Origin of the sequence: Streptomyces sp. NPDC046215 (genome assembly GCF_040646215.1) — a bacterium.
Taxonomy (GTDB): Bacteria; Actinomycetota; Actinomycetes; order Streptomycetales; family Streptomycetaceae; genus Streptomyces; species Streptomyces stramineus.
Genome location: NZ_JBEYZW010000027.1, coordinates 21197 through 40335, shown reverse-complemented (window position 1 = coordinate 40335; position 19139 = coordinate 21197). Strand labels below are relative to the sequence as shown.

The following is a 19139-nucleotide window of genomic DNA, read 5'->3' as shown; positions in this document are numbered from 1 at the left end:
GAGCCGGGGAAGAGCGAACGGGTGATTGTGCGGCGCGGAGTGCCGTGACGGGGCAGGCGGAGGGAGGAGAGCGTCAACAGCCGCAAGGGGTGAGGCATGAGCGAATACGAACGTTCCCGGACGATGCCCGCACTACCGGAGCACGTCTTCGACCAAGCGGCCGATGTGCGCCGGCTCGACAGCTGGATGCCGGCGGAACTGCACGTACACGCCGGGGAACTGCCCGCCGTCACCGTCCACGAGGACAACACCGGCGAGGACGCCCCCGCACTGTTCCGGCCCCGGCCGGAACAACTGCGCCTGGAATGGGGCACCCGCGACAGCGGCTCCTACGCCGGCTGGCTGCAGGTGGCGGGCATCGGCAGCGGAGCCAGCGAGGTGACGGTCCACCTGTCCTTCTTCGACGAACGCCACGACCCCGGAGCCGACGCCGTGCACGCGGCACTGGAGGACAGCCTCGCGAACCTGGAGGAACAGGTCCGGCTGCGCGTGGAGGACGCCGGCTGACAGGGCCCGTCGCCCGCCGGTGTTGCTCCCGCCGGGCGACACGGACACCCCCGGCACGGTCATCCGTGGCGCGTCGCCGGGGAAACGGCCCCACCCGGCTGCAACCTGGAGGCCGGGCGCCGGACGGCCGGGACGCCCGGTCGGCAAGCAGCAAGGGATGAACGACATGGCGGTGTGCGAGGTCTGCGACAACGACTACGAGATGGCCTTCGAGGTCCGCGCGGCAGGAGCCGTGCACATCTTCGACAGCTTCGAGTGTGCCGCCCACCGGCTCGCCCCGATCTGTGACACCTGCGGGTGCCGCATCCTGGGCCACGGCCTGGAGACGGACGGCATGTTCTTCTGCTGCGCCCATTGCGCGCGCGCCAAGGGTTACACCGCACTGGCCGACCACGCCTGACGGCCGCCGCCGCGCGGGAAGTGATGCCCGGCCGACAGCGGGACCCTCCCATGGCAGGGGAGCGATCCTCCGCTCGTCAGGAGTGCTGCCCGGCGCCGGGGGTCTGCAGCCCCCCAGCAGCACGAGCGGTTGCTCAGCTCAGCCGGGCGTCGGCGTAGGCGACCATCGCGTCGCGCTGGTAGACGGCCAGCCCCTCGGCGATCTTGTCGTAGTTCGCGCGGAAGCGGGGGTCGTCGACATAGGTCCGGCCCAGCCCCTTGTACGCGGCCGCGTCCGGCGTCCAGTACCGGCACACCCCGCGGTAGTGGGCGTCCATTTCGGCCTGCACCGCGGGATCGTCCACCGGAGTGCCGGCCACCATGAACTCCGCGATGCGGATCATCTGCGCCGTCACCTCCCGCTGCCACTCCTCGGTGTCCTCGGCGGTCATCGTCTCGACGGCCTGCCGGGACTCCTCCCACGCCCGGGGCCACCGCTCGCGTACCTCGGCCTCCGCTGCGGCCCGGGCGGGGGAGAGGTCGAATCCCTCGAACAGGTTCTCCGGCCTGTTGATCTTTGCCATGTCGTGGTTGTCCTTACCCTTCTCCAGTTCGGTGATGGTGCGGCCGACCGTACGGGCGAGCGTCTCCAGGCGGTCCCGCTCCGCCAGCAGCCGCCGGTGGTGCTCACGGAGCACGGCCACCTGATCGAGCCGGCTGTCCAGGACCGCCCGGATCTCGCGCAGTCCCAGGTCCAGCTCGCGCATCAGCAGGATCTGCTGAAGCCGCAGCAGATCCGCTTCCTCGTAGAAGCGGTGCCCGTTGTTCCCGATCCACGCCGGCGGCAGCAGGCCGATCTCGTCGTAGTGCCGCAACGTCCGGGACGTCACCCCGGACATCCGGGCCACCTCCGCGATCGACCAGGCCATGGGTGCTGCCTTCCCTCACCGGGCCGGTTTCTCCGGCCACACACCGACCGTAGAAGTTGACGCAACGGAAACCGCAACCCCGTACCCGCGCCCGGTGCGGCCGTCACCCGACACCGGGTGAAGCCTCGCGAGTGTGTTCGGTGGTTTGGTTGTTGCCCGAGTTGTCCAGACTGTCCACGGTGGCTGGCTGCGCCACGCCGCCGCCGACGAAGAGGAGACAGCCATGCGTCGCATCCACTCGTTCGCCGTTGCCGCGGGGGCCGCTGCCGCCGTCGCCTTCAGCGCTCTGCCCGCCGCGACCGCGGCCCCAAGCAGCCTGGCGGCCTACAACTGCGCCCCCGGGCACTTCTGCATCTACAACGGCTGGAACGGCTCGGGAACGCGTTGCCAGTGGTCGCAGGACAGCAAGGCGAACACCGCTGACGACTGTTCCTTCATCCAGCGGGGACAGAACGTGCGCTCGGTCTGGAACGGGACCGGGCACCGCGTGCAGTACTACTCGCAGACCAACCACAAGGGCCGTGTCGGGTCCACCCCGGCCGGTGCGGGCGGCAACCTGCAAGGCAGCTACATGATCCGTTCCTTCAAGCCCCAGTAGGACGGCGGGGCCGAGCCCTACGCCACACGTCGGCCGGCCCCACCAGGCGCCCGGTTCGGGGTCGGCGCGTGACCACCGCTTCGGCCCGGTGGACGTGATCACCATGCGGGACCGGCGACCGCCCGGACGACCGCGGCGCGAGCGAAGAGATGCGCGCCAGGCCGTGCTGGACGGCGTGGTGGCAGCGGTTCGCAAGCAGCCCCACGAAGTCCCGCTGGGACGCCGCACGGGCGGGCCGCGAGTGCCACCCCGGGTCCGGGGCCGGAAGGGGGGCCCTCCATGCCGACGCCGGCCCCATCGGTGGGGCGGCCGTCCACCCGGCCGCTCAGGCCGCCGGCCGGATCCGGCCGCCGGTGGTGCGTCGGAGCGCGGCTTCCAACCGGTCGCGGGCCGCGGTCTGGGCGGCGATCCGTTCATTGAGCACCGCCAGCCGTTCGAACGCGACCCGCAGGCCCTCGCCCGACGGCGGTGCGGCGGCCACATCGCCGTCCAGGCAGGGCAGGAACACCCGCACGTCGTCGAGGGTGAGCCCGGAAGCCAGCAGGTAGCGGATGTTGCGGACCCGCACTACCGCGCGTTCGTCATAGACGCGGTAGCCGTTGGGGGCCCGCTCGGAGGAGATCAGCCCGGCCTGTTCGTAGTGCCGCAGCGCACGGGCGGTCGTCCCGGTGGTCTCGGCCAGCTCACCGATCCTCACGCGCCCCACCTCCCGGGCCATTCCTATCACGCGACCACCGCCCCGCCGTCGACAGGGAGCACGACCCCGGTGACGAACGACGCGGCCGGGGAGGCGAGCTGGGTGATGGCCCACGCCACCTCCTCGGGCCGTCCGATCCGGCCCAGGGGGGTGTGGGCAAGCTGCCACTCCCGCACCGCGGCCATGCGCTCCGGCGACAGGCCCTGGTGTTCGCCGATCGGGGTGTCGATCGCGCCGGGGGCGACGGCGACCACGCGGATGCCGCGGGGCGCCAGTTCCACCGCCCAGCTGCGGGTCAGCAGTTCCAGCGCGGTCTTGGTCGCCGCGTACACCGAGCTGCCGGGCCAGGCGCGCTGCCCCACCGACGTGCTCACGTTGACGATCACCCCGCCGGTCTCCTCCAGGAGCGGCAGCGCGGCCTGCGCCAGCAGGACGGGCGCGATCAGGTTGGTGGCGATCTGCGGGGTGACCGCCTCCCGGGTGAGGGTGCCCAGGGCGCCGCCCCGCACGATGCTGGCATTGTTGACCAACACGTCCAGGCGGCCGTGCAGTTCCCGGGCGGTGCGCACGATGCGTTCGGGCTCGCCCTCGGCGGTGATGTCGGCGGTGAGCGCGGTGATCCGGTCGTGCCCGGAGGCGGTCTCAAGGAGGGGTTCGGCGCGCCGGCCGATGGCGAGTACGTGGGCGCCCCCGGCGGCGAAGGCCCGGGCGGTCGCCCGGCCGATCCCGGTGCCCGCCCCGGTGACGGCGATGATCCTGTGGGGCTGCGGTGTGGTCCTGGTGTTCATGCCGACATCGTTCAACCTTGCCGCCAGTGGCAAGGTCAAGCGGGGGCCCGCGGGCCCCGGACTGTGGGGGCACAGAGCGCGCCCGGCCGCGCCCGCTCGTCCGGCCCGGGTGCGCGGCGGGCGGTGTGGGGGAGCGCGGGCGTGACCTCGGCGGTCGTCGCGTCGTTACGCTGGTCGGGTGCACATGCCGGGGCCCCGAAGGTCGGTCTTCCGGGGTCCCGGCACCCGAGCTCCAGGCAGTTCGGCCGGGGCTCGGGCGTCAGTGCCCGCCAGCCCCGCACATGCGTCGGCCGAGGCAGGCCGGCGACGTCGCGCCTCACCGCTGCGGCGTGCGCCAGTACTGCCGCCGCTTCTCGTCCCGCACGACGACGCCGAGCCGGGCCAGGTCATCGCGCAGCTCCCGCACTTCGTCACCGGAGGAGCCGTGCTTCTCCAGAAGTCGCTGACGGGCCTTGAGGACGGCGTTCGCTCCTTCGGGCAGTCCCGGGGCGTCCCGGACCCAGCGGCGGAACTCGCCCCGGTGCGGATCGCCGTCCGCCCACGCGTAGCCGTGCTTGGTGAAGGCGTCGGCCATGCGGCGGGCGTTCAGATCGCACTCCTCCCGCGCGAGTTCGGCGCCGTCGCGGCCGAGCAGGACGAGCCGCTTGCCGTCCCGGAACGCGGTGCCGACGGCGTCGCGCGGAAACTGCTGGTCCCGGCCCTTGCGGGTGAGCACGACGCGCTCGTCCGACACGCGGACGGCCAACTGCTCGTACTGCGCGAAGCACCCGATCGCCGAGCCCCCTACCGCCCCGGCGGCGAGCAGCCACGGCCGGTGGACCGACGCGACGAGCTCGGCCGGCCCCTTCATCGGGGCCCAGGGCAGCGTCACGAGCCAGTCGGCCAAGGGGCCGAGGAGCCGGCAGAGACCCGCCCCGACCAGCGCGAACACCACGTAGACCAGCACAGTGACCCAGGCCGGCTGGGCGAGCACCGTGGGCCGGACAGCCCGTGAGTCCCGCTCAGTTCTCTTGCGTACGTCCATCATGCCCCCCGCTTCAGGCGCGCCGACCCTGCCGCTGAATCTTAGACCGAGCGCTCGGTCTAAGATTACGTCGCGGGCGCTGAAGAGCGCCAGAGCCAGTCAGAAGGGGTGCCGCCATGAGGACAGTCGACCCGGCCAGACACCGGGCACGGCGCCGGCACATCATCGACGCCGCGACCGAGCTCTTCGCCGCCAAGGGCTTCGAGCGCACCACCACGGCAGAGATCTGCAAGGCCGCCGGTATGAGCGCGGGGAACGTGTTCCACTACTTCCCCAACAAGCGCGCGATCTTCCACGCGGTCTTCGAGGAAGACGAGGACGAAGGCGCCACCAAGGCCGACCGCCTCGCCGCCGCGCGCACCGCCGCCGACCCGTGGGCGGCCCTCCTCGACACCGTCGACCTCCTCGCGGCCCCGGCCATGGAACCACTGGTCCCCGCCCTCGTCATGGAGGCGATGATCCAGGCGTACCGCGACCCCGACCTCGAGGCGATGCTGAGCCGCGACAACGACGACGAGCGGGCCACGGTCACCACCCTGCTGAGGAACGCGGCCGCGGCGGGCCGGATCGACCCCTCCCTCGACGCGGACGGCACCGCGGCCTGGGTCATGGCACTGATCGCCACCCTCTACACCAGCGCGGCCACCGACCCGTCCTTCGAACCGGCCGAGCAACTTCCCACCCTGCGCCTGATCCTGCACCGCTTCCTGCGGCCCACCGACGTGCCCGCGCCGGAGCGGTGAACGACGGCGGTTCAGCGGCCACGGTGGCGCGCGCGAGCCCCCGGGCATGCGTCGGCCCTCCCGTAGGGAGGCCGGGAGGGACGGCGCGGCCCCGCCCGGTGGCAGCACGCGGGCGGGGCCGGCGGTGGGTCTCTGTCTCCTGGGGGAGTCGGGAGATCACCGCTGCTTCAGCATGCCACTGGATTCAGCCACACAACAGAGCTGTGGCTGGATTTAATTGGTGGGACAGGAGTGGCATTCATCCGCGGCCGGAACGGCTTCCCTCAGGAAGCGCTGCCGGACAGGACGAAGCCGCGGTACCCCTCCCGGGCGGCGGCGTCGCACTCCGCCCGGTACCGGTCCGCACCGCCCGTGTAGGCGAGGAACACCCGCGGCTTGCCCGGCACGTTGGCCCCCGTGTACCAGGAGGCGACGTCCGGGTAGAGGGTGCGGGAGGCGAGGTCGGCGACGTGGGCGCACCAGTCCTCCTCGGCGCGCGCAGTGGCGTCGATCTCGGTGCTGCCGGTGCTCCGCAGGTGGGCGATGCAGTCGGTGATCCACTCCACGTGCTGTTCGATGGACACCACCGCGTTGCTGAGCACCGAGGGGCTGAGCGGCCCGATGACGGTGAAGAGGTTCGGGAAGCCGGCCGAGAGCAGGCCCAGGTGGTTCCGGGGGCCGTCGGCCCACTTCTCCTTGAGGGTGGTGCCCCCCTTGCCGACGATGTCCACCGCGACCTGCGACCCGGTCATGGCGTCGAAACCGGTGGCGAAGACGATGACGTCGACAGCATGTTCTCGGTCCGAGGTCCTGACACCCTTCGGCGTGATCTCCACGATCGGGGTCTTGGTGAGGTCCACGACCTTCACGTGCGGCCGGTTGTAGGTGGCGTAGTAGTCGGTGTCCAGGCAGGGGCGCTTGGTACCGAAGGGGAAGGTGCGCGGCGAGAGCGTCTCGGCCGTCTCCGGGTCGGTGACGATCGACCGGATCTTGGACCTGACGAACTCGGCGACCGTCTCATTGGCGGCCCGGTCGGCGAGGATGTCGGTGTACGTGCGCAGCAGACCGCTGAGCAGGCCCGAGTCCCAGCCCGCCTCGAACGCGGCCGTGCGCTCCGCCTCGTCCACCTCCAGGGCCGACTGAGTCGGCAGCTCGAAGACGGTGCCTCCCCGGGACTTCCGCTGGGCTGCGCGGAACTCCGGGTAGCGGGCCTTGAACGCGGCGGTCTCCTCGGCGGTCAGCGGCCGGTTCAGGGCCGGCAGCGCGTAGACCGGCGTGCGCTGGAAGACCGTGAGCCCGGCGGCCTGCTCGGCGAGGAGCGGAATGGCCTGGACGCCCGAACACCCGGTGCCGATCACGGCGACCCGTCTCCCGGTCAGGTCGACGCCCTCGTGCGGCCAGTCGGCGGTGTGGAGGGACCGGCCCGCGAAGGCGGCGACCCCGGGTATGTCCGGTTCCTTGACGGCCGACATGCAGCCCGTGGCCAGCACGACGAACCGGGTGGTGACCGTCTCCCCGGTGTCGGTGGCGATCTGCCAGACGTGACGGTCCTCGTCGTACACCGCCCGGACCACCCGGGTCCGCAAGGTGACGTCCTTGCGCAGGTCGAAGCGGTCGGCGACGTGGTGGAGGTAGCGGAGGATCTCCGGCTGTGTCGCGTACCGCTCGCTCCACTCCCACTCCTGGTCCAGCTCGGGCGAGAAGGAGAAGGAGTACGCCGTGCTCTCGACGTCGCAGCGGGCACCGGGGTAGCGGTTCCGGTACCACGTGCCGCCGATGTCGTCGCACGCTTCGAAGACGCGGGTGCGCAGACCCAGTTCGCGCAGCCGGTGCAGCTGGTAGAGACCGGCGAAGCCGGCTCCGACGACGACGGCGTCGAGCTGCGGGGCGACGGGGGCGGACGGGGAAGGGGGCCGGGGGGCGGTGTGCATGCCGTTCTCCTGAAGGTGTCTCGCGCCGGGTGGTACGGGCCTGCGCGCACCGGTGCCGGGCGCCCTCCGGCGCGTGACGCCTCGGGCCCGCCCGGCGAGGCCGCCGGTGCCGTGACCGGCTCCTTCGCGCGCGTCCCGCAGGGGGACATCCTGGTTCACGCCCCGGTCTCCTGGGAAGACCCGGAGCCGGCCCGGGGGCGGGGCGTGAACCTCCCGCCGACCAGGGGCGCGGGCGGGTGACGAGCACCGCCGGCCGGACTACCGGACTCCGCCCAGTTTCCCTTCGATCCAGCTGACGCCGAAGCGCACCACCGCGTCGGCTTCGAACAGGTAACTGTCGGCTGCGCCGACCACGCCACGGCTGCCGATTCCGGCGGCGAGCATGTCCTGGGCGATGGCCTCGAACGGCCACTGCCCCTCAGGCACTACGGAGGAGTAGTCAAAGGCCCCGTCCGCCGAGTCGATGTCGTGGAAGCGCCGCCAGACCCGCTCCCCGTCGAGGAGGATCGGCTGCTCATAGTCCACGAACCGCTTGCCGGGTGCTTCGGCGAGTGCCTCGGCGTGGTGCAGGAGGGTGAGGGAATCCAGCGGGGCGCCCAGGAGGAGGACCCGTCCGCCCAGGGTGACCAGGCGCGCCAGCGGACTGTCGGGGCCGTGCGGGTCGTCCCACGGGTGGTCGGCCATCAGCGCGTTCGCCGCCGGGCCGAGTGCGGCGAAGCCGGCGTCGGGGTGCCGGCTGCGGACGGCTCCCGGCCAACGGCGAAGTGCTTCCGGGAGGCGGCCGTAGCTGTGGTCGGCCTCGCTCAGTCCGGGGTCGTACGCGGGGTGTTCCGCGCGCAGGGTGTCCTGCCAGGCTGGGGGCCAGTCGGTGAAGTCATAGGGCGGGGCGTCGTTCCAGCCGCAGGTCACCATCAGGGTTCCGCGCGCACCGACGACGTCGCCGAGGGCGCCGATGATCGTCTGAGGACCGCCCGCCACGTAACCGAGGGCGGACATCCGCGTATGGAACATGACGATGTCGCCGTCGGTGAGGCCGAGCGCGGACAGGTCATGGATGAGCCGACTGCGGGTGACGGGACCGTGGGAACGCTTGAGAAGGGCCAGTTCGTCCATGAGCGCGAAGGTACCGCGCGCCCGCGGGCGCGCGGTACCGGATTTCCCGCGGTGCGGGCCCGGTCGCGCTTGGTGTTTCGAGGGGGCCGGCCGCGCCATAGTGATCAGGGGTCACGCGGGAATGGGCCACCCCCGAAGAGGGTGGCCCATTCCCGCTCCCGCCGGTAGCGGGTGGCTAATCGTCGAAGGCGTCCTTGGCCTTTTCCTTGGCGCTGCGGAGATCGCCCTTGGACTTCTCGCCCTGTCCCTCGGCAGCCTTGCTGTCATTGCCGACAGTACGGCCCGCTTGCTTCTTCACTGTGCCCTTGACCTGCTCGGTCTTGGCCTTGGCCTTCTCGCTCGCGCTCATCATGAGTCCCTTCTCGTAACGGGAAATGCCGTGCTGACAGACCCGCTGCCCCGGCGTCGAGAGCGCAAACCCGTCCGCGTCGGACGGAAATCAACCGGAAAAGAGACAGGTGTAAAGAGGAGCGTGCGGGGCACACGTCGGTTCGGAGGTTGATAACTATGGTTCCCCTGCTTCTCGTACTGCTTCTCGCGCTGATTCTTTTCGGCGCCGGCTTCGCGGTAAAGGTTCTGTGGTGGGTCGCCGTCGCTGTCCTGGTGATCTGGCTTCTCGGCTTCGTCATGCGCTCCACGAGCGCGGGTGGCGGACGTGGCCGCTGGTACCGATGGTGACCTGACCGCTAGCGCCCGGTGGGCCCGGCCCGATCCTGCGATCGGGCCGGGCCCACTCCTGTCCGGGCATCCGGGGCCGGTCCTTGCGAAACGGAGTCGTGGTACGTGAAGTGGGTACCCGACAACGCAACCGGGGGCGGACGGGGATGCGCAGGGAACCGCGCGCACCTCCAGCCCCGGCCGCCCCCGGCCTTCGGGTTCCGTAGCCGAAGGGGAGGCTCTTCGAGCAGATGTGCGTGATGCGGCCCCGATCCACGCGAGGCCGCCTCACGGGCTCGGTGACGGGGGCCGGCCCCATTCCGCCTCCAGTGCCGCCCGCAGGGCGTCGACCGCCTCCCGGCTGATGCGCTCGGCGAGCTGCTCCTCCAGCCTGTCGAGGATGGTACGGGCCTGGTGGTGCACGCGTTCCCCCTCTCCGGTGCGCCGGATCAGCCGCCGCCGGGCGGAGGCGGGGTCGGGGGCCTGTTCGAGAAGCCCGGCGGCGACCAGGCCGTGCACGGCCTGGTGCGCGGTCTGCCGGGTGACGCCCATGCGCCGGGCCAGCTCGGAGACGGTGGTGCCGTCGCCGTCCAGCACGGCGAAGAGCTGGACCTGCGTCGGTGACACCGGTGTCGCCCCGGCCGCCTCCAGGGCTGCCAGCAACCCCTCGTCGAACCAGCGCCGGGCGTCGCTGAACAGCTGGGGGAGGTCGCGGCGGGTGGACTGCATGAGTTCCTCACGTTCGGCTTGCCTGCCGACACTCTCTCATGTCAGGCTGCCTGACATTATTGAGGTCGAGCCAAGGAGCCCCCATGACCATCGAGTACGCCACCCGCTACCGGCGCGCCTCCCGCATCCCCGCCGACCCGGGCAAGCCCTACTTCATCGAGAAGGGCGAGGGGGACCGCGCCCACCTGTTCGGTGACCTGATCACCATCTACGCCGGTGGCGAGCAGACCGAGAACACCTTCAACTTCTTTACCGTCGAGGGCCCCAAGGGCGACCTCATCCCCGCCCACCTGCACCCCGACACCCACGAGGTCTTCTACGTCGCCCAGGGCGCTGTGCGCCTGTTCGTCGAGGACACCGAGGGGGAGCAGCAGGAAAAGCTGCTGACCCCGGGTGACTTCGGTTTCGTCCCCAAGAACTGCCCGCACGCGTACCGCATGGAGCGTCACCACAGCCAGGTCGTCGGCGTCGCCGCCGGTCCCGGCGGCACCTTCGAACGGTTCTTTGAGAACCTCGGCGCGCCTGCCGACGAGCTCGGTCTGCCGCACCGGCCCGTGGTTCCCGAACCCCACGCGTTCGCGACGGTCCCCGAGCGGTACGACGTCCGCTTCCTGCCCGGCCACCAGTGGCGGACTCGCTGAGCGGATCGCCACGGGTGACCGCGCCGAAGGGCAGGCCCGGGGCGGAGCCCACCTGCTCAGTGGCCGGCACCCTGCGCGGTGGCGGCCCCGGCGTCGGGGTGCAGGGTGAAGATCTGGTCGAGCCCCACCAGGTGGAGAACCCGCGCGGTGTTCTCGGGGACGGAGGCCAGGGCGACTCTCGCTCCCGCGGCGGTCGCGTGGTGGCGGGCGACGATGAAGGCCGTGATGCCGCTGGAGTCGCAGAAGTCCAGCCGGGCCAGGTCCAGCACCAGCAACTGTCCCTGTTCCAGGGCCAGATCCGTCACTGCCTGGCGCAGCTGGGCCGCATGGTCGAAGTCGAGAGTGCCCGCTACGGCCAGTACGGGGCCGGTGGGGGCGTGGTGGACGGTGATGGTCAGCGGGCTCATGTCAGGTCTTCACTCGACTGGTCGGGCATCGGGGGTGGGGGCGGAGGTGCGGGGAGCGGCGGGCACGCCGAGAGCGAGCAGGGCGGTGTCGTCGTCCAGGCCGTCGCCGAAGCCGTCGAGCAGGCCGGTCAGGGCGGCGATCAGCTCGCGGGGGCCGGTGGGGGAGAGGCCGGCGACGAACGTGCGCAAGGCGTCGTCGCCGTACAGCGCGCGATCCTGGCCGGTACGGGCTTCGGTGAGGCCGTCGGTGTACAGCAGGAGAGTGTCGCCCGGGTGGAGGGTGGTCCCGGCGGCGGTGAAGTGGGGCTCCGGGAGGATGCCGACGAGGAGGCCGCCGGGGGTGGGCAGGTAGTTGGCCCGGCCGTCGGCGCGCAGCACGAGGGCGGGGGGATGGCCGCCGGAGGCGAGGCTGACGGTGACGCTGTCGCCGTCGGCCTCCAGAACGCCGAAGATGGCGGTGCAGTAGCGGGGGTCACCGCCGGTGTACCGCTCGTGGAGCACGGTGTTGAGGGTGGTCAGCGTGGTGACGGGGTCGGGGTCGTGCAGGGCGGCGGCCCGCAGGGTGTAGCGGGTCAGGGAGGTGACGGCCGCGGCCTGGGGACCCTTGCCGCAGACGTCGCCGAGGAAGAAGGCCCAGCGTTTGCCGTCCAGGGGGAACAGGTCGTAGAAGTCGCCGCCGAGCCGCACCGGTGAGGCGGTGTGGTAATAGGAGGCGGCCTCCATGCCCGGTACGTCGGGCAGTGCGTCGGGCAGCAGGCTCCGCTGGAGTACCTCCAGCGCTTCCCGCAGCAGCTCCCGGTCGGCCTCCGCCTGCTTGCGGGCTTCCTCCGCCGCCTGACGGCTGCGCAGCAGCTCCGTCTCGTAGGCGCGGCGGTCGCGGGCGTCGAAGACGGTGGTGCGGATGAGCATCGGCTCGCCGTCGCCGCTGGTTTTCACCACGGAGGTGACCAGGGCCGGCAGCCGGCTGCCGTCGGCCGCCTTGATCTCCAGCGCGATGCCGTTGATCTCGCCCTGCATGCGCAGCAGCGGCGCGCAGTGGGTCTCGTGGTAGAGCTTGCCGCCGACGGTGAGCAGGTCGCTGAACCGCATGCGGCCGACCACCGCCTCGCGGGACAGGCCGAGCCAGCCCAGCAGAGTGGCGTTGATCTTGGCGATGGTGCCGTCCATGAGCGTGGACAGGTATCCGCAGGGCGCGGACTCGTAGAGGTCTTCGGCACTGTCCTCCAGCAGAGCGGTGAACCGCGCGTCCGTGGCGGCTCTGTCTCCGTCCGGCTGGTCCGGTAGCCGGCCGGTGGAGCACATCACCGTGCTCCCCTGACGAAGGCGGCGATCGCCGAGGCGGTGGCCTCGGGAGCGCTCAGCTGAGGGCAGTGCCCGGTCGCGTCCAGGGTCACCAGGCGGCTGCCGGGTATGGCGGCCCGGACGTAGGTGCCCACCTCCCGCGGGGCGATCACGTCCTGGGCGCACTCCAGGAGCAGCGTGGGCACCTGCACCGTTTTCAGGTCGTCACGGCTGTCGGTCAGGAACGTGGTGCGGGCGAAAACTCGCGCGATGTCCGGGTCCGTGGCGCAGAAGCTGCTGGTCAGCTCCTCGCCGAGCTCCGGGCGGTCGGGATTGCCCATGATCACCGGTGCCATGGTCGCGGACCAGCCGAGGTAGTTGGAGTCCAAGGACTCCAGCAGCTCGTCGATGTCGTCGGCGCTGAACCCGCCGCGGTAGCCCTCGTCGTCGATGTAGCACGGCGAGGGGCAGACCATGACCAGGGAGGCGAACCGCTCCGGCGCGGCCGCCGCCGCGAGCACGCCGACCATGGCACTGACCGAGTGCCCGACGAACACCACGTCCTTGAGGTCGAGTTCCGCACAGATGTCGAGCACGTCGCGGGCGTACCCGTCCAGCGAGCCGTAGCGCTCCTCGCTCCACGCGGAGAGGTCGGAACGGCCCGAGCCCACATAGTCGAACAACACCAGCCGGAAATCCTCGGCCAGCGCCGGAACCGCCAGGCGCCACAGGTTCTGATCGCAGCCGAACCCATGCGCGAGCATCAGCACCGGCCCGTCCTCGCGCCCGGTCACTGTCACATTGTTCCTGCGAAGGATCTCCATAAGTTCATGGTGCCACTTCCGCTTCCACGGCCAGGAGGCACCCGTGCCCCGGGCCGCGTCCGCCGCGTTGCGCCGGTGCCCGGCGGGCCCCGGCGGAGGGGCCCGGTGAGGGTTGGGCGGGGGCCGGGGAAGGGAAGGCTGCCGCTGATCGTGGTCCGTCCTGGGGAGGGGAGCGCCGTGATACGCAGGGGTTCACGTACGACCGCGCAGAAGGGGCACCCGTTCGGCCGCCGGCCCTCCGGCGGGGTGGCCGACGTGCTGTGGGACTGGTCGAAGTCCGGCACCCGCCACGCCGCCCGCAGCCGGCTGATCCGCCGGCTGCCCGGGGTCGGTTCCGCCGCGGCGTACCGGTTCGGCCTGGTGGAGCGGCCGCACTACGCCTATGGCGTCCGCCGGGCCACCGAGCTGGCCGCCAGGCTGGGGCACCGGGGTGTCACGGTGGTGGAGTTCGGGGTGGCCGGGGGCAACGGGCTGCTGGCCCTCGCCGAGCACGCCCGGCACTACGCGGCCGCCACGGGCGTGGCGGTGCGGGTGGTCGGCTTCGACGGCGGTGCGGGCATGCCCGCCGCCCGGGATCCCCGGGACCTGCCCTACCTGTTCGGGCCCGGCTTCTACGTCATGGACCAGGACCGGCTGCGTGCCCGCCTGGGCGCGGCCGAGCTGGTCATCGGCGACATCGCCGAGACGCTGCCCGATTACCTGGACACGCGCGCGGACCTGCTGCGCGCACATCCGGTCGGCTTCGTCGGCCTCGATCTGGACTACTACTCCTCGACGACGACCGCCCTGGGTCTCTTCCGCGCCCCGGCCCACGAGCACGTGCTGCCGCGGGTCACCTGCTACCTCGATGACCTGCCGGGGACCATCGAGCAGATCGGCGAGGCCGCCGCGGTCGCCGATTTCAACGCCGCCCATCCCGGGCGGCCGATCGGCCGGGTCCTGGGCCTGCGCGCGTTCACGCCCTTCGACCCGCCGTGGGCCGACCAGATGTATGTCCACCACCGCCTGGACCACCCGGACTACGCGCGCCTGGAGGTCGGCGCCACCGGCGACCAACTCCCCCTGGACCGCTGACGGCCAGGTGTCTTCTCTTCGCCTGCCGACTCACCTGCCGATACCCGGGCATGAGGCAAAGGGATCGGGGAAGGCGGTGCCGGAGACCGGGGGCAACCTAGAGAGGACGACGCCATGACAGCGATATCCGTGCAGACGTCCACGGGTGCGGACCTGGAAAGCGCGGCAATGCCGGTCGGGGTGGGGGAGTTGCCCTGGATCGAGGAGGCCGGGAAGGTGGCGCCGCGGGATGCGCGGGAGTTGTCGAAGGTGTTCTTCGACCGGCTGCGGACCCTCGAAGAAGGCACGGCGGAATATCAGTACGCGCGGAACACTCTGATCGAGATGAACCTGTCCCTGGTGCGGTTCGCCGCGCGCCGTTTCCGCAATCGCGGCAGTGGCGAGATGGAGGACATCATCCAGGTCGGCACCATCGGGCTGATCAAGGCGATCGACCGGTTCGACCTGTCCCGCGAGGTCGTGTTCACGACCTTCGCGGTTCCTTACATCGTGGGGGAGATCAAGCGGCACTTCCGCGACACCAGCTGGGCCGTCCACGTGCCGCGGCGGCTGCAGGAACTGCGCGTCGAACTGGCCCACGCCCAGGACCACCTTTCCGCTTCCCTGGACCGCAAGCCGACGGTCGGCGAGCTCGCCGAGCACCTGAACCTCAGCGAGGACGAGGTCATCGAGGGCATCGTCGCCTCCAACGGCTACACCGCCGGTTCGCTGGACGCCCCCGGCGAGCAGGGCGACGACAGCGGTGGCACGAGCGGGCGGGTCTTCGCCGACGAGGTGGGCGACGACGACCCCGCCATCGAGGTCTTCGAGAACCTCCACACGCTCGCGCCGCTCCTGCACCAGCTCGACGAGCGCGAGCGCCGGATCCTGGCCATGCGCTTCGGTGAGGAGATGACCCAGTCCCAGATCGGTGACGCGCTGGGCATCTCCCAGATGCACGTCTCCCGGCTTCTGACCCGCATCCTCACCAAGCTCCGCACCGGCATGACCGCCCACGCCTGACCTTCTCCGGGCCGCCGGAGTGATGCGTGCCTCCAGTGGCCCGGAGGGACAGCAGCCCGGCGCGCCCGGATCCTGAGAAGGCGCCGCGACGGGTCCCCCACACGTGGCGCGGGCCGCGCGGCGGTCCAGTGCCTCCGAACGGGTGACGCGGCGCTCTCCGCGGCATCGCTGCGGAGCCACGCGTCGACCGGCCCCGGGGCGAACAGGGCGATGCCTCGACGCCTTCATGAGGCCCGGCTACGGGCTCCCTCTTGCATCGAACGGATGTTCCTTTGTGGAGGAAGGCCGCAGGACCGTCAAGTACGCGACCAGCCGTCCTTCGCGTCACCCGTGACCAGCGAAACCCACCCGCACCGCTTCGATAGCATGACCGAACTCATGGCGAGCGGCCCCATCGCCCGTCGCTTCACCGGAAATCATGTCATCCGGCACGAAGAGTGATTTTTTTACTCAAAAACTAACAAATCGGCCAAGCAATTGATATCTAAAGCTTCACGGGTGCTTTCGCGAATAGACAGCAGTATTAATGTCGCCGAGTGGCGCAAGCCACGGGCGATCCTGTGGGCCACGGCGAGTGTGGTGGCCCTCGTATTCCTCATCGTGCTGGAAATCGCCGCGCGTCACTACGGCCTTCCGGGGCCGATGACCAATCAGGCGAAAGAGGTGATATTCGCCCCCAAGTCGGGGCCGCTGTTGTACGCCAGCATGGCGTTGATGATGGTGGTGCTCACCTGGCGGCAACGGTTTATCGCAACCGGTGTCGCCGTCGGCATCGACATCGTCTTCTTCCTGGTCCGGTGGGCGGTCGACGCCAAGATGATGTTCGGCAACGGCGCGCTGTGGGTGATCCTCGGCTGCGCGGTCATCGCGGTCACGCGCCGCACCGGCAAGGAACGCGTCCTGCTGCTGAAGGGCGTCGGGCTGGGCCTGCTGCTGGTGGCCGGCCGTAAAACCGGTGACACCTGGCTGCTCATCACGTCCAAGACCCGCCCGACGGTGCTCGACCAGTACGTGGCGACCGCCGATCACGCGCTGGGCAACCCGTCGTGGCTGGTGGGCCGCATGGTCGAGGCCACCGGCCCGGTCGGCACCCATCTTCTCGACTGGGTCTACATTCAGCTCGCGGTGGCCGCGGTCGCCGTCGCGCTGTACCAGCTGCGCAACGTGGCGGCCGAGCGCCGCTTCCCCCGCCACCATCTGGTGCGCACGTTCCTGGTGATCGGCCTCCTCGGGCCGGGCATCTACATGATCTTCCCGGTGGTCGGCCCGATCTTCGCCTACGGTGCCGACGGCGGGCACTGGGCGGTGGCCGACCTGTGGCCGAACTCGGCGCCGCCGATCACCACCCCACTGCAGATGCCGTTCGACGAGATCACCCCCCGCAACTGCATGCCGAGCCTGCACACGGCGTGGGCTACCGCGATCTTCATTCACTCCCGAAAGGGCCCGCGCGTTCTGCGGTACGCGGGCACTTTCTGGCTGATAGCCACCCTCGGTGCGACGCTGGGATTCGGCTACCACTACGGCTCGGACATCATTGCCGGCGTGGTATTCACGCTCACGATCGAGGCGGCGCTGCGCTCGCTCGAACGCGGCTGGGACCGGTCGGGAATTCAGTTGGTCGCCTATGGTGCGACGGTATTCACCGCGCTCTTGCTGTCCTACCGCTACCTGCCGATGGAGATGGCCAGGCATCCGTGGCTGTTCGGACCGCTGCTCCTGCTGGCCATGGCTTCGGTGATCTACGGCTACGTACGGACCACCAAACTGTGGGAACCCAAGGCCGCACCGGTGCGGCAACCTGAACTGCAACCGGAACTGGTGTGATTCGGCTCACCGCATACCTCCGGGCGGACGCGCTGAGGATCTTGGCCACTGCACGGATCCCGGCCAAGTTCCGCTTGCCTGCTGTGGGGTGTCGGACACCCCGCTAGCGTGGCCTCCCGTGGGTAGTCAGACGCGACATCGACAGGGGGACACATGAAAACGCACCACCGTGCAAGCCTGCTGGCCGTCAGCGCGTCTCTCGTCATCGCGGGTGCCGGGGTCGCCGGCGCCGGGGCGCCGGCTTCCGCAGCGAGCCGAACCGCCGCCTTGACCTGCGACGCGTGGCGGTACGAGCGAGGTGGCACCGGGCATCATGGCGCGTCGATGACGTGCTACGGAAGCGCGTTCACCAGTTACGTCATCTGTCACAAGCCCAACGGGTACATGTACAAGAAATTCGGAAACCGTGCCCCTTCGGGTGGTACATCGACCGCCTGGTGCGCCCTGAACGCCGAGGTCGTCGACGCGGGCGCCGTACCGCGCTGACCGCTTGCCCCGCACGGCCGGCCGTGCGGGGTAGGCCGGGGCAGGCCGGGGCAGGAAAGGTCCGCGGGCTGCCCGGCGGCCCAGCAGGGCGTCGGACGCTTCACCGGCGGCCCGGCTCACCATTCGACCAAGAGCCTCGCGGGCGCGACGACATTGATGCTCGGCTCGTACGGCCGCGCCTGGTCCGGGACCAGGCGCAGGTCCGGCCGGTGGCGCATGAGCGCGGTGATGCCGGCCTGGATCACGGTCCGGGCGAGGTTGGCGCCGAGGCAGTAGTGCAGTCCGTGGGAGAAGTGCAGGCTGCCGGCCAGGTGCGGGCGGTGCGGGTGGTGGGAGTCGGGCTCCGGGAAGTGCCTCTCGTCACGGTTCGCCGAGGCCGTCAGCACCCACAGGACGGCACCCGCCGGGATGCGGACACCGCCCACTTCCGCCTCGGCCGCTGTCATCCGGAACACTCCCAGGGCCGGTCCGGAGCGCCGGAGTGTCTCGCTGAACAGTCCGTCGAAGCGGCCGGGATCCTCCCGCAGGGTTCGCCAGAGGCGAGGCTCTTCCAGCAACTCCTTGCACAGATTGACCAGCGCGAAGCTGGTCGGCCGGAACCCTGCGGTGATGATGTCGAAGCTGATGAGGCTGATCAGCTCCTCCTCGGTGTAGTCGGCCTCTCCCCTCGCCGCCTTGTGCGCGAGCAGGCTGATGAGGTCGTCCTGAGGCGCACGGGTGCGGAGACGAATGATGCGGGCGAGGTACTCCTCCCACTCCTGGACGTCCTTCGCGTAGCCGAGCTGAAGAGGGGCGGGAGGCTGACCGAAGAAGAACGCGTCGACCGCCCGGTGGTAGCGGACGATGCGGTCGTAGTCGTCGGCGGGCAGCCCGGCCAGCTCGATGACCACGGTGTTCGCCAGCGGGCGCGCGTACGCCTCGACGAGGTCCACAGGGGGCGCGGAGGGGATCTCGCCGGCCCGCAGATCTGCTATTCGCTCGATGCGGGGCTCAAGACGCTGCACGCCCTTGGCGGAGAAGTACGGCACGACCGGTTTGCGCAGGCGGTCGTGCGCCGGCGGTCCGTCGAATCCCATATTGGGCGCGGTGAACGTGCTGGTGGCGCGGAGGACGTCACGGACCTCCGGGGGATAGCTCGACATGATGATGGAGCGGGTGGACGCCGGGAAGAGCGCCGAGTTCTTGAGGACCCGGGTCACGTCGTCGTACCGGGACACGATCCACATGCGCAGGTCGTCGCTGTAGAACACCGGTGCCTCGTCCCGCAGGCTCTTGAGCATCGGGTACAGGTCGGGCGAGCCGTGTGAGAGGAAAGTGGCGGCGACCGATTCCGAGGAGAGCAGGGGGCAACCTGACGCCTCGGCCCCGGCATCTGTCCCGGCATCCGTCCCGGTCAGCGGTGTGATGGAATCCGGCATGGTCGGACCTCTCCTTCGTTCGCCTCCGCCGCGCTGGTGAGCACCGCCGAACCGGCGGGTGCCCGCACGCACCCAATCAGCCGCTGTGCGACGGTAGTTGACGCTT

22 protein-coding genes are annotated in these 19139 nt (G+C 70.6%); 10 read left to right on the top strand and 12 right to left on the bottom strand.

The features are described 5' to 3' along the window. The first annotated feature begins 96 nt into the window (after positions 1-96). Both ABZ951_RS14590 and ABZ951_RS14585 read left to right on the top strand, forming a co-directional pair. On the top strand, positions 97-507 hold the full coding sequence (locus tag ABZ951_RS14590; RefSeq protein ID WP_344089500.1) for an SRPBCC family protein: 411 nt from the start codon (positions 97-99) through the stop codon (positions 505-507). Between the two features lie 166 nt (positions 508-673). Beyond that, positions 674-907, top strand: a complete 234-nt coding sequence (locus ABZ951_RS14585; RefSeq protein ID WP_344089542.1) for a hypothetical protein — start codon at positions 674-676, stop codon at positions 905-907. 133 nt (positions 908-1040) lie between these two features. On the opposite strand, the gene ABZ951_RS14580 is transcribed toward ABZ951_RS14585, so the two are convergent. Then, a complete protein-coding gene (locus tag ABZ951_RS14580) occupies positions 1041-1814 on the bottom strand; it encodes a MerR family transcriptional regulator (RefSeq protein WP_344089499.1) in 774 nt (257 codons plus the stop codon). 223 nt (positions 1815-2037) lie between these two features. Between ABZ951_RS14580 and ABZ951_RS14575 the strand changes: the two genes are divergently transcribed. After that, the gene (locus ABZ951_RS14575; RefSeq protein ID WP_344089498.1) at positions 2038-2412 is read left to right on the top strand and encodes a peptidase inhibitor family I36 protein; all 375 of its coding nucleotides are present in this window, start codon (positions 2038-2040) and stop codon (positions 2410-2412) included. 325 nt (positions 2413-2737) lie between these two features. Here the strand turns inward: ABZ951_RS14575 and ABZ951_RS14570 are convergent, their stop codons facing one another. The 3 genes from ABZ951_RS14570 to ABZ951_RS14560 all read right to left on the bottom strand — a co-directional run bounded on the left by ABZ951_RS14570 (position 2738) and on the right by ABZ951_RS14560 (position 4924). Then, positions 2738-3109 carry a MerR family transcriptional regulator gene (locus ABZ951_RS14570; protein WP_344089497.1) on the bottom strand — a complete coding sequence of 124 codons (372 nt, stop codon included), beginning with the start codon at positions 3107-3109 and terminating at the stop codon, positions 2738-2740. 26 nt (positions 3110-3135) lie between these two features. Further along, a complete protein-coding gene (locus ABZ951_RS14565) occupies positions 3136-3897 on the bottom strand; it encodes an SDR family oxidoreductase (RefSeq protein ID WP_344089496.1) in 762 nt (253 codons plus the stop codon). Between the two features lie 316 nt (positions 3898-4213). Next, a complete protein-coding gene (locus tag ABZ951_RS14560; RefSeq protein WP_344089495.1) occupies positions 4214-4924 on the bottom strand; it encodes a hypothetical protein in 711 nt (236 codons plus the stop codon). Between the two features lie 113 nt (positions 4925-5037). On the opposite strand from ABZ951_RS14560, the gene ABZ951_RS14555 reads away from it, so the two are divergent. Then, positions 5038-5664: a helix-turn-helix domain-containing protein gene (locus ABZ951_RS14555; RefSeq protein ID WP_344089494.1), complete on the top strand. Its 627-nt coding sequence runs from the start codon at positions 5038-5040 to the stop codon at positions 5662-5664. Positions 5665-5927: 263 nt separating this feature from the next. Here ABZ951_RS14555 and ABZ951_RS14550 read toward each other — a convergent pair whose 3' ends face one another. The 3 genes from ABZ951_RS14550 to ABZ951_RS14540 all read right to left on the bottom strand — a co-directional run bounded on the left by ABZ951_RS14550 (position 5928) and on the right by ABZ951_RS14540 (position 9036). Then, positions 5928-7574, bottom strand: coding sequence for an NAD(P)/FAD-dependent oxidoreductase (locus tag ABZ951_RS14550; RefSeq protein ID WP_344089493.1), 1647 nt, complete (start codon positions 7572-7574; stop codon positions 5928-5930). A gap of 258 nt (positions 7575-7832) precedes the next feature. After that, positions 7833-8687, bottom strand: coding sequence for an aminoglycoside 3-N-acetyltransferase (gene aac(3), locus ABZ951_RS14545; protein ID WP_344089492.1), 855 nt, complete (start codon positions 8685-8687; stop codon positions 7833-7835). Between the two features lie 175 nt (positions 8688-8862). Beyond that, entirely contained in the window at positions 8863-9036 is a 174-nt protein-coding gene (locus ABZ951_RS14540; RefSeq protein ID WP_344089541.1) for a CsbD family protein, read from the bottom strand. Positions 9037-9194: 158 nt separating this feature from the next. Here ABZ951_RS14540 and ABZ951_RS14535 point away from each other — a divergent pair, with 158 nt between their 5' ends. Beyond that, entirely contained in the window at positions 9195-9365 is a 171-nt protein-coding gene (locus ABZ951_RS14535; RefSeq protein WP_344089491.1) for a hydrophobic protein, read from the top strand. 267 nt (positions 9366-9632) lie between these two features. On the opposite strand, the gene ABZ951_RS14530 is transcribed toward ABZ951_RS14535, so the two are convergent. Beyond that, a complete protein-coding gene (locus ABZ951_RS14530) occupies positions 9633-10073 on the bottom strand; it encodes a MarR family winged helix-turn-helix transcriptional regulator (protein ID WP_344089490.1) in 441 nt (146 codons plus the stop codon). A gap of 83 nt (positions 10074-10156) precedes the next feature. On the opposite strand from ABZ951_RS14530, the gene ABZ951_RS14525 reads away from it, so the two are divergent. Continuing rightward, a complete protein-coding gene (locus ABZ951_RS14525) occupies positions 10157-10714 on the top strand; it encodes a quercetin 2,3-dioxygenase (protein ID WP_344089489.1) in 558 nt (185 codons plus the stop codon). Positions 10715-10770: 56 nt separating this feature from the next. On the opposite strand, the gene ABZ951_RS14520 is transcribed toward ABZ951_RS14525, so the two are convergent. Genes ABZ951_RS14520 through ABZ951_RS14510 form a run of 3 tightly spaced genes read right to left on the bottom strand, consistent with a single transcriptional unit; the run spans position 10771 to position 13226 of the window. After that, positions 10771-11121, bottom strand: a complete 351-nt coding sequence (locus ABZ951_RS14520; RefSeq protein ID WP_344089488.1) for an STAS domain-containing protein — start codon at positions 11119-11121, stop codon at positions 10771-10773. 9 nt (positions 11122-11130) lie between these two features. Continuing rightward, a complete protein-coding gene (locus tag ABZ951_RS14515) occupies positions 11131-12423 on the bottom strand; it encodes a SpoIIE family protein phosphatase (protein WP_344089487.1) in 1293 nt (430 codons plus the stop codon). Next, positions 12423-13226, bottom strand: a complete 804-nt coding sequence (locus ABZ951_RS14510; RefSeq protein WP_344089486.1) for an alpha/beta hydrolase — start codon at positions 13224-13226, stop codon at positions 12423-12425. The genes ABZ951_RS14515 and ABZ951_RS14510 overlap by 1 nt, the downstream gene beginning before the upstream one ends. Positions 13227-13403: 177 nt before the next feature. Here ABZ951_RS14510 and ABZ951_RS14505 point away from each other — a divergent pair, with 177 nt between their 5' ends. From ABZ951_RS14505 to ABZ951_RS14490, 4 genes are all read left to right on the top strand, one after another. After that, positions 13404-14300 (top strand): hypothetical protein, encoded by an 897-nt coding sequence (locus ABZ951_RS14505; RefSeq protein WP_344089485.1) that lies wholly within the window; start codon positions 13404-13406, stop codon positions 14298-14300. 114 nt (positions 14301-14414) lie between these two features. Next, a complete protein-coding gene (locus ABZ951_RS14500; protein WP_344089484.1) occupies positions 14415-15302 on the top strand; it encodes a SigB/SigF/SigG family RNA polymerase sigma factor in 888 nt (295 codons plus the stop codon). Between the two features lie 498 nt (positions 15303-15800). Beyond that, positions 15801-17129 carry a phosphatase PAP2 family protein gene (locus ABZ951_RS14495; RefSeq protein WP_344089483.1) on the top strand — a complete coding sequence of 443 codons (1329 nt, stop codon included), beginning with the start codon at positions 15801-15803 and terminating at the stop codon, positions 17127-17129. 324 nt (positions 17130-17453) lie between these two features. Further along, the gene (locus ABZ951_RS14490; RefSeq protein ID WP_344089482.1) at positions 17454-17615 is read left to right on the top strand and encodes a hypothetical protein; all 162 of its coding nucleotides are present in this window, start codon (positions 17454-17456) and stop codon (positions 17613-17615) included. Positions 17616-17731: 116 nt separating this feature from the next. Here the strand turns inward: ABZ951_RS14490 and ABZ951_RS14485 are convergent, their stop codons facing one another. Then, entirely contained in the window at positions 17732-19033 is a 1302-nt protein-coding gene (locus tag ABZ951_RS14485) for a cytochrome P450 (RefSeq protein ID WP_344089481.1), read from the bottom strand. Positions 19034-19139: the final 106 nt, after the last annotated feature.

Excerpts from the sequence above, each read along its gene's own strand:
- ABZ951_RS14530 (WP_344089490.1), bottom strand. The coding sequence starts at position 10,073 with ATGCAGTCCACCCGCCGCGACCTCCCCCAGCTGTTCAGCGACGCCCGG.
- ABZ951_RS14585 (WP_344089542.1), top strand. The coding sequence starts at position 674 with ATGGCGGTGTGCGAGGTCTGCGACAACGACTACGAGATGGCCTTCGAG.
- ABZ951_RS14525 (WP_344089489.1), top strand. The coding sequence starts at position 10,157 with ATGACCATCGAGTACGCCACCCGCTACCGGCGCGCCTCCCGCATCCCC.
- ABZ951_RS14515 (WP_344089487.1), bottom strand. The coding sequence starts at position 12,423 with ATGTGCTCCACCGGCCGGCTACCGGACCAGCCGGACGGAGACAGAGCC.
- ABZ951_RS14555 (WP_344089494.1), top strand. The coding sequence starts at position 5,038 with ATGAGGACAGTCGACCCGGCCAGACACCGGGCACGGCGCCGGCACATC.
- ABZ951_RS14500 (WP_344089484.1), top strand. The coding sequence starts at position 14,415 with ATGACAGCGATATCCGTGCAGACGTCCACGGGTGCGGACCTGGAAAGC.
- ABZ951_RS14560 (WP_344089495.1), bottom strand. The coding sequence starts at position 4,924 with ATGATGGACGTACGCAAGAGAACTGAGCGGGACTCACGGGCTGTCCGG.
- ABZ951_RS14580 (WP_344089499.1), bottom strand. The coding sequence starts at position 1,814 with ATGGCCTGGTCGATCGCGGAGGTGGCCCGGATGTCCGGGGTGACGTCC.
- ABZ951_RS14510 (WP_344089486.1), bottom strand. The coding sequence starts at position 13,226 with ATGGAGATCCTTCGCAGGAACAATGTGACAGTGACCGGGCGCGAGGAC.
- ABZ951_RS14520 (WP_344089488.1), bottom strand. The coding sequence starts at position 11,121 with ATGAGCCCGCTGACCATCACCGTCCACCACGCCCCCACCGGCCCCGTA.
- ABZ951_RS14490 (WP_344089482.1), top strand. The coding sequence starts at position 17,454 with ATGACGTGCTACGGAAGCGCGTTCACCAGTTACGTCATCTGTCACAAG.
- ABZ951_RS14540 (WP_344089541.1), bottom strand. The coding sequence starts at position 9,036 with ATGAGCGCGAGCGAGAAGGCCAAGGCCAAGACCGAGCAGGTCAAGGGC.
- ABZ951_RS14590 (WP_344089500.1), top strand. The coding sequence starts at position 97 with ATGAGCGAATACGAACGTTCCCGGACGATGCCCGCACTACCGGAGCAC.
- ABZ951_RS14550 (WP_344089493.1), bottom strand. The coding sequence starts at position 7,574 with ATGCACACCGCCCCCCGGCCCCCTTCCCCGTCCGCCCCCGTCGCCCCG.
- ABZ951_RS14575 (WP_344089498.1), top strand. The coding sequence starts at position 2,038 with ATGCGTCGCATCCACTCGTTCGCCGTTGCCGCGGGGGCCGCTGCCGCC.
- ABZ951_RS14535 (WP_344089491.1), top strand. The coding sequence starts at position 9,195 with ATGGTTCCCCTGCTTCTCGTACTGCTTCTCGCGCTGATTCTTTTCGGC.
- ABZ951_RS14565 (WP_344089496.1), bottom strand. The coding sequence starts at position 3,897 with ATGAACACCAGGACCACACCGCAGCCCCACAGGATCATCGCCGTCACC.
- ABZ951_RS14485 (WP_344089481.1), bottom strand. The coding sequence starts at position 19,033 with ATGCCGGATTCCATCACACCGCTGACCGGGACGGATGCCGGGACAGAT.